The sequence below is a fragment of the Flavobacterium sp. genome (assembly GCF_017985075.1).
Lineage (GTDB): Bacteria > Bacteroidota > Bacteroidia > Flavobacteriales > Flavobacteriaceae > Flavobacterium.
The window spans coordinates 1-6,276 of sequence record NZ_JAGNYF010000006.1 but is presented as its reverse complement, the minus strand read 5'-3'; the positions used below and the strand labels follow the sequence as shown (position 1 = coordinate 6,276).

The 6,276-nt window shown below is 30.7% G+C and carries 7 protein-coding genes and 1 pseudogene; 4 read left to right on the top strand and 4 right to left on the bottom strand.

What is annotated here, in order from left to right; all coding sequences use genetic code 11:
- Positions 1–605 (bottom strand): annotated as a pseudogene (locus tag KA468_RS02465) (amidophosphoribosyltransferase); the annotation flags it as partial.
- A gap of 71 nt (positions 606–676) precedes the next feature.
- On the bottom strand, positions 677–1,600 hold the full coding sequence (locus tag KA468_RS02460) for a PfkB family carbohydrate kinase (protein WP_291241364.1): 924 nt from the start codon (positions 1,598–1,600) through the stop codon (positions 677–679).
- 170 nt (positions 1,601–1,770) lie between these two features.
- On the opposite strand from KA468_RS02460, the gene KA468_RS02455 reads away from it, so the two are divergent.
- The 3 genes from KA468_RS02455 to KA468_RS02445 all read left to right on the top strand — a co-directional run bounded on the left by KA468_RS02455 (position 1,771) and on the right by KA468_RS02445 (position 4,450).
- Positions 1,771–2,247, top strand: coding sequence for a regulatory protein RecX (locus tag KA468_RS02455; RefSeq protein ID WP_291241363.1), 477 nt, complete (start codon positions 1,771–1,773; stop codon positions 2,245–2,247).
- Between the two features lie 85 nt (positions 2,248–2,332).
- On the top strand, positions 2,333–3,382 hold the full coding sequence (thiL, locus tag KA468_RS02450) for a thiamine-phosphate kinase (RefSeq protein ID WP_291241362.1): 1,050 nt from the start codon (positions 2,333–2,335) through the stop codon (positions 3,380–3,382).
- Positions 3,383–3,520: 138 nt separating this feature from the next.
- Positions 3,521–4,450 (top strand): DUF6268 family outer membrane beta-barrel protein, encoded by a 930-nt coding sequence (locus KA468_RS02445; RefSeq protein WP_291241361.1) that lies wholly within the window; start codon positions 3,521–3,523, stop codon positions 4,448–4,450.
- A 56-nt stretch (positions 4,451–4,506) separates the two neighbouring features.
- Here the strand turns inward: KA468_RS02445 and rnhA are convergent, their stop codons facing one another.
- Entirely contained in the window at positions 4,507–4,986 is a 480-nt protein-coding gene (rnhA, locus tag KA468_RS02440) for a ribonuclease HI (RefSeq protein ID WP_291241360.1), read from the bottom strand.
- Positions 4,987–5,076: 90 nt separating this feature from the next.
- Positions 5,077–5,640: a phosphoribosylglycinamide formyltransferase gene (locus KA468_RS02435; RefSeq protein ID WP_291241359.1), complete on the bottom strand. Its 564-nt coding sequence runs from the start codon at positions 5,638–5,640 to the stop codon at positions 5,077–5,079.
- A 244-nt stretch (positions 5,641–5,884) separates the two neighbouring features.
- Here KA468_RS02435 and KA468_RS02430 point away from each other — a divergent pair, with 244 nt between their 5' ends.
- Positions 5,885–6,121: an acyl carrier protein gene (locus KA468_RS02430; protein WP_007137004.1), complete on the top strand. Its 237-nt coding sequence runs from the start codon at positions 5,885–5,887 to the stop codon at positions 6,119–6,121.
- Positions 6,122–6,276: the final 155 nt, after the last annotated feature.

Sequence of the window (6,276 nt, the reverse complement as noted above, 5' to 3'; positions counted from 1 at the left end):
CAATCTAAATACAATTGTGTAATTTCATCATCTAAAAAATGACCGATTTTTTCCATAACGGTTACCGTATCTGCCATTAATTTTGGATGTTGACCTACATCAACTAAGTCTTGAAATAATTCTTTAACATTAGTCATGTTAAAATTTCCAGCAACTAATAAATTTCTGTGCATCCAATTGTTTTGACGTAAAAAAGGATGAACGCTTTCAATGCTGTTTTTTCCGAAAGTACCGTAACGTACGTGACCTAAAAATAATTCGCCTACATACGGAATGTGTTCTTTTTGTAACGCTACATTATTTTGATACGACGGATTTCTCGCTAATTCTTCAGAAATTCTGGTGTTAATTTGACCAAAAATATCCTGAATTGGTTGTGCTTGGTTAGAACGAATTCTACTTATATATCTTTGACCTGGTTTTACGTCTAATTTAATACTGGCAAAACCTGCGCCGTCTTGTCCACGATTGTGTTGTTTTTCCATTAAAAGGTACATTTTTTCTACCCCGTAAAAAGCGGTACCATATTTTTCTCTATAGTATTCTAATGGTTTTAAAAGTCTAAGTAAGGCAATTCCACATTCGTGTTTAATAGCGTCGCTCATAGTTGGTGTTGTATTGTATTATTTATTTGTTGTATTAAAAATGCCCCGAAATTTCGAGGCATAGTTTTGTCTTATAATTTGATATCAAATTGTGTTAACGATTTAAATTGCTGTAAACGAGCATAAACTTCGTCTTCATTTATGACAACCATTTTTTCTGTTCCAAATTTTTCTACACAAAAGGAAGCCAAATTTGAACCATAAATAATAGCGCTTTTCATACTTTCAAAAGAAAAATCCTCCGTTTGAGCTATATATCCAGAAAATCCGCCTGCAAACGTATCGCCTGCTCCTGTTGGATCAAAAACCTCTTCTAAAGGTAAAGCTGGTGCAAAGAAAACATCTTTATTATGGAAAATTAATGCTCCGTGTTCTCCTTTTTTAATGACTACATATTTAGGACCCATTGTATGAATTTTTGCAGCTGCTTTTACTAAAGAATATTCTCCAGATAATTGTCGCGCTTCTTCATCGTTAATGGTAATTACGTCTACGCGTTTTACTACCTCTAATAATTCAGGTAATGCACAATCCATCCAAAAATTCATCGTATCTAAAACAACTAATTTTGGTTGGGTCGTCATTTGATTTAAAACAGATGATTGCACAATTGGATGTAAATTCCCAAGCATAACTACTTCTGCATCCTTATATTTTTCAGGAACTATTGGGTTGAAATCTGCTAATACATTTAACTCGGTAGCTAAAGTATCACGAGAATTCATATCATTATGGTATTTTCCACTCCAAAAGAACGTTTTTCCGCCTTTTACAATTTCAATTCCTTCAATATTTATATTTCTTTCTGATAATAAATCTAAATGTTCTTGTGGAAAATCTTCCCCTACAACAGATACTATTGCCGAATCCACCTTAAAAAATGAAGCGGATAATCCAATATATGTTGCGGCTCCTCCTAAAATTTTATCTGTTTTTCCAAAAGGGGTTTCAATAGCATCAAAAGCCACCGTTCCTACAATTAATAGTTTACTCATTTATTTTGTTTTAAATAAGCTGCAAAGATAGTTATTCCGTTTGAAGTTTAAAAATGTTACGTTATATTTAGTGATAAAAATATTCTGTTTTTATAGGAATCCATTACATACTATTGTGAAAGTAATTTTTTATAGTAATTTTGAATAGATATTAATTTAGTACTTTTCCATTGGAAGCACCAAAAACGACACTTACGACAAACGAGATTACAAGCAAGTTAGAGTATTATTGCTCTTACCAAGATCGTTGTCATAAAGAAGTGGAACAAAAATTACGAAGTTTTACCTTACTTCCGGAACTAAAGGAACAAATTATTGTACATCTTATTGAACATAAATATATAGATGAAGAACGATTTGCTAAAAGTTTTGCAAGAGGCAAACACAACTATAAAGGTTGGGGTAAAAACCGAATTGTTCAAGAATTAAAATTCAGAGAAATATCTAAAAGAAATATCGATTTGGCATTGTTGGAACTTCCAAATGAAGTTTATTTAGCTAATTTTCATCAATTGGCAGAAAAAAATTGGAACGGCATTAAGGAACGAAAAGGACAAAAGAAAAATAAAAAATTTGTAGATTTCTTACTCCGAAAAGGATACGAAACCAGTTTGATTTTTGAAAAACTTAAACAATTGGATAAATAGCCAATTAGAATAATTGTCTAATTGGCACATTGACACATTAATAAATTGGCACATTAATTCCCTATCTTTGCAAAAACAAAACCTTATGTTAGAAAATAAAGATCAAAAAACAACAAGCATTGCCAGTTTAGGTGAATTCGGATTAATTGAGCATTTAACCAAACACTTTAAAGTGAATCAAAAAAGCACAATTAAAAGTATTGGTGACGATGCCGCTGTTTTAGATTTTGCAGGCAAAAAAGTAGTAATTTCTACCGATTTATTAGTAGAAGGTGTACATTTTGATTTAAGTTACATGCCATTAAAACATTTGGGATACAAAGCAATTGTATCAAATATTTCTGACATTTGTGCGATGAATGCCGTGCCTACTCAGGTTACCGTTTCGGTGGCAGTTTCTAATCGTTTTCCGTTAGAAGCAATGGAAGAACTTTTTGCAGGAATTACGCTTGCCGCCAACGCTTATAATGTAGATGTAGTTGGTGGCGACACAACCTCTTCTCAAAAAGGATTAATTATAAGCATTACAGCTATTGGCGAAGCCAATTTAGAAGAAATAACCTACAGAAACGGCGCACAACAAACTGATTTATTAGTTGTTTCTGGTGATTTAGGTGCGGCTTATATGGGTTTACAAGTTTTAGAAAGAGAAAAACAAGTGTTTCAAGTCAACCCAAACAATCAGCCTATTTTAGACGATTATACCTATTTAATTGAACGTCAATTGAAACCAGAAGCCAGAAATGACGTGAAAGAATTACTTGAAAAATTAGAAGTACAACCAACAGCTATGATTGATATTTCAGATGGCCTTTCCTCTGAAATAATGCATATTTGTAAGCAAAGTAAATTAGGTTGTAATGTGTACGAAGATAAAATTCCGGTTGACCCACAATTAATTAATGTGTGCGAAGAATTTAATGTAGATATTACCACTATTGCCTTAAATGGCGGGGAAGATTACGAATTGCTTTTCACTATTAAAATGGACGATTTCGAAAAATTAAAACACAATCCTAATTTTACCATTATTGGTCATATGGTTGCGGAAAGTGAAGGGATGCACTTGGTAACTCGTGCCAATACAAAAATTGAGCTTAAAGCCAGAGGGTGGAATGCAATAAACGAAGAATAAGATGTATTCATATCATAGATTTTTTTAAAACATAAAAATAATTAATTATATTCATAATAATTATAAATGTTTTTTATTAAATTAAAGAGCGGTTTCTGTATGTTTAATTTATTATTTTTGTTAATTAAACTAAAAACTATGAAAAAAATTATTTTTTTATTAACCTGTTTTGCATACTTACAAATAGGTTACTCTCAAGATTATGTTGATATTGTTAAGTTTACAGTTAACAATACTTCACTAGGAAATATTCAGGAAGCAAATCAAAAAAATGTTAACAAAAACTTCGAAACTAGCGTTAATAATGTCAATTTTGAATTGTATTATCCCAATAAACTATCTGAAAAATTGGTTTTATTAACTGGGTTAACCGCAGAAAACACTAGGTTAAACTTGTCTGAAAAGGCTGATAGAACCAGTATAACAATGACGCGATTAAATATAGGAGTTAAATACCAACACTCCGAAAAATGGTCTGGAACATATTTATTATTACCAAAAATTGCTTCAGATTTTAATTCAATTGGATCAAATGACTTTCAAATTGGCGCTATAGCTGTTTTAGATTATCAATACAATGATGCGTACAAAGTTAAATTTGGTTTATATAGTTCAACAGAAAACTATGGTACCTCGCTAACACCAATAATTGGTTTATGGCACCGCTCTAAAAATAATAAATTTTATATAAATGCTACCTTACCAATTCGTATGGATGCAAATTACTCTTTAACCAAAAATCTAAGCATTGGATCAGATTTAATGACATCTATTAAGTCGTATAATTTATCAGAATTTAAATCAAACTTTTACGTTCAAGAAGAATCAATCCGATTTGCATTATATACCGCTTTAGGGTTAATGGATAATTCATTAATATTAAGAGGTAAAGTAGGATTAGATACTACAGATTATGGTATTTATAATGCTAATGAAAAAGTTGGAGTTCAAGTTTTAACTTTCCCACTTAGCGACGATAAAAGAAATAGAGGAAACGCTGAATTTGATTCATCATTGTATGTAGGATTTGATGCAATTTATAGATTTGATTTGACAAAAAACAAATAATCATAATTTCTTTTTTTGAAAAAAGTAAGACCTGGTAATTTATCAGGTCTTACTTTTTATAACAATTTTTGTTCTTCCGTTTCGTAAAAGGTATCGATATTTAATTTTTTTTGCTGCGATGCCATCACGGCTAATTCGTCGCAACGTTCGTTTTGAGGATGGTTATTGTGCCCTTTAATCCACATAAATTTTACATTATGTTGGCGGTAAATTTTTAAAAATCGCATCCATAAATCGGGATTTTTTTTGTCTTTGAAGTATTTCTTTTCCCAGCCAAATACCCAACCTTTTTCTACAGAATCTACAACATATTTAGAATCAGAAACAACCAAAACGTTGGTTTTAGGTGCTTTCAATTTTTCTAAACCTACTATTACGGCTAACAATTCCATTCTGTTATTAGTGGTATGTCTGAATCCTTCAAAAAATTCTTTTTTATAAGGCGTGCCCACCATTTCCATCACCACACCATAACCACCTGGGCCTGGATTTCCTTTGGCAGCGCCATCTGTGTATATGTGAACTTGGTAGGACATTTTAGATTAATTAGATTTTTAGAAGGTTAGATTTTTAGATTTTGAAATTAAGAAAATATTGCGAATTGACTTTCTAAGAAGTCAAACAATCTAACTTTCTAAAAATCTCTCAATCACTTTCGGAAAATGTTCCATTTCCAATTCGTGAATTTTTTTCGCAATTTCTTCTGCTGAAGTACAATTTTCAATATTTACGTTAGTTTGAAATATAAATTCGCCTTCATCAAAATGTTCGTTTACGTAATGTACTGTAATTCCTGTTTCCTTTTCTTTATTTTCTAAAACTGCTTGATGTACATGCATCCCATACATCCCTTTTCCGCCATAATTAGGTAAAAATGCCGGATGAATATTAATCACTTTATTCGGAAATTCGTTAATAATATGAATAGGAAATTTCAATAAAAATCCTGCCAATACAATTAAATCGGGTTGCAATTGTTTCAGCTGATTTAAAACGGTATCGTCTGAAAGTTCCTTTTTATTAAAAACAAAAGTAGGGACTTTAAATTTTTTACTTCTTTCAATTACTTTAGCTTCAGAATTATTCGAAAACACACCAACAACTGAAACGGCATTTGACGTGTCAAAATATGCCATGATATTTTCAGCATTAGAACCATTTCCGGAAGCAAAAAGCACAATCTTCTTCATTTCAATCTATTTTTTTTAACTTATTATAGCAATTAACCACATAAATATCACACAAAAGTATAAATTCATTTAGGTTTAATGGCAAAAAATAAAAGAAATTAAAAAATAATTTAAATGAAAAGCATAGAGAATTAGGCTATTTTAAGTTTTTTTTATACATTCGTAGTTATATTTACTAACAAAAATGTTGTTTTAAAATAAAGTTTTTTATTTTTGCCAACAAATAAATTAAAAATTAAAAATTATGTCAGACATTGCATCAAGAGTAAAAGCGATTATCGTGGACAAATTAGGTGTTGACGAAAACGAAGTAGTAACAGAAGCAAGCTTCACTAACGATTTAGGTGCTGATTCATTAGACACTGTAGAGCTTATTATGGAATTCGAAAAAGAATTTGATATTCAAATTCCAGACGACCAAGCTGAAAACATTGCTACTGTAGGTCAAGCAATTTCTTACATCGAAGAAGCTAAGAAATAATAACCTTTCATCCGTATAATTTATTTTATACGGATGTTGTTATTTTTTGTTTCTGTTTTTAAAAATCTTTGTTTAGATTTGTAAAAACATTGATTGTATTACAATCATTCACATAAGACATTTATGTAATACCCAATGTTGATATTTAATTATGA

Bases quoted from the DNA above. Each gene is read 5' to 3' on its own strand.
- KA468_RS02430 (WP_007137004.1), top strand. From the start codon at position 5,885: ATGTCAGACATTGCATCAAGAGTAAAAGCGATTATCGTGGACAAATTA.
- KA468_RS02445 (WP_291241361.1), top strand. From the start codon at position 3,521: ATGAAAAAAATTATTTTTTTATTAACCTGTTTTGCATACTTACAAATA.
- thiL (WP_291241362.1), top strand. From the start codon at position 2,333: ATGTTAGAAAATAAAGATCAAAAAACAACAAGCATTGCCAGTTTAGGT.
- KA468_RS02460 (WP_291241364.1), bottom strand. From the start codon at position 1,600: ATGAGTAAACTATTAATTGTAGGAACGGTGGCTTTTGATGCTATTGAA.
- rnhA (WP_291241360.1), bottom strand. From the start codon at position 4,986: ATGTCCTACCAAGTTCACATATACACAGATGGCGCTGCCAAAGGAAAT.
- KA468_RS02435 (WP_291241359.1), bottom strand. From the start codon at position 5,640: ATGAAGAAGATTGTGCTTTTTGCTTCCGGAAATGGTTCTAATGCTGAA.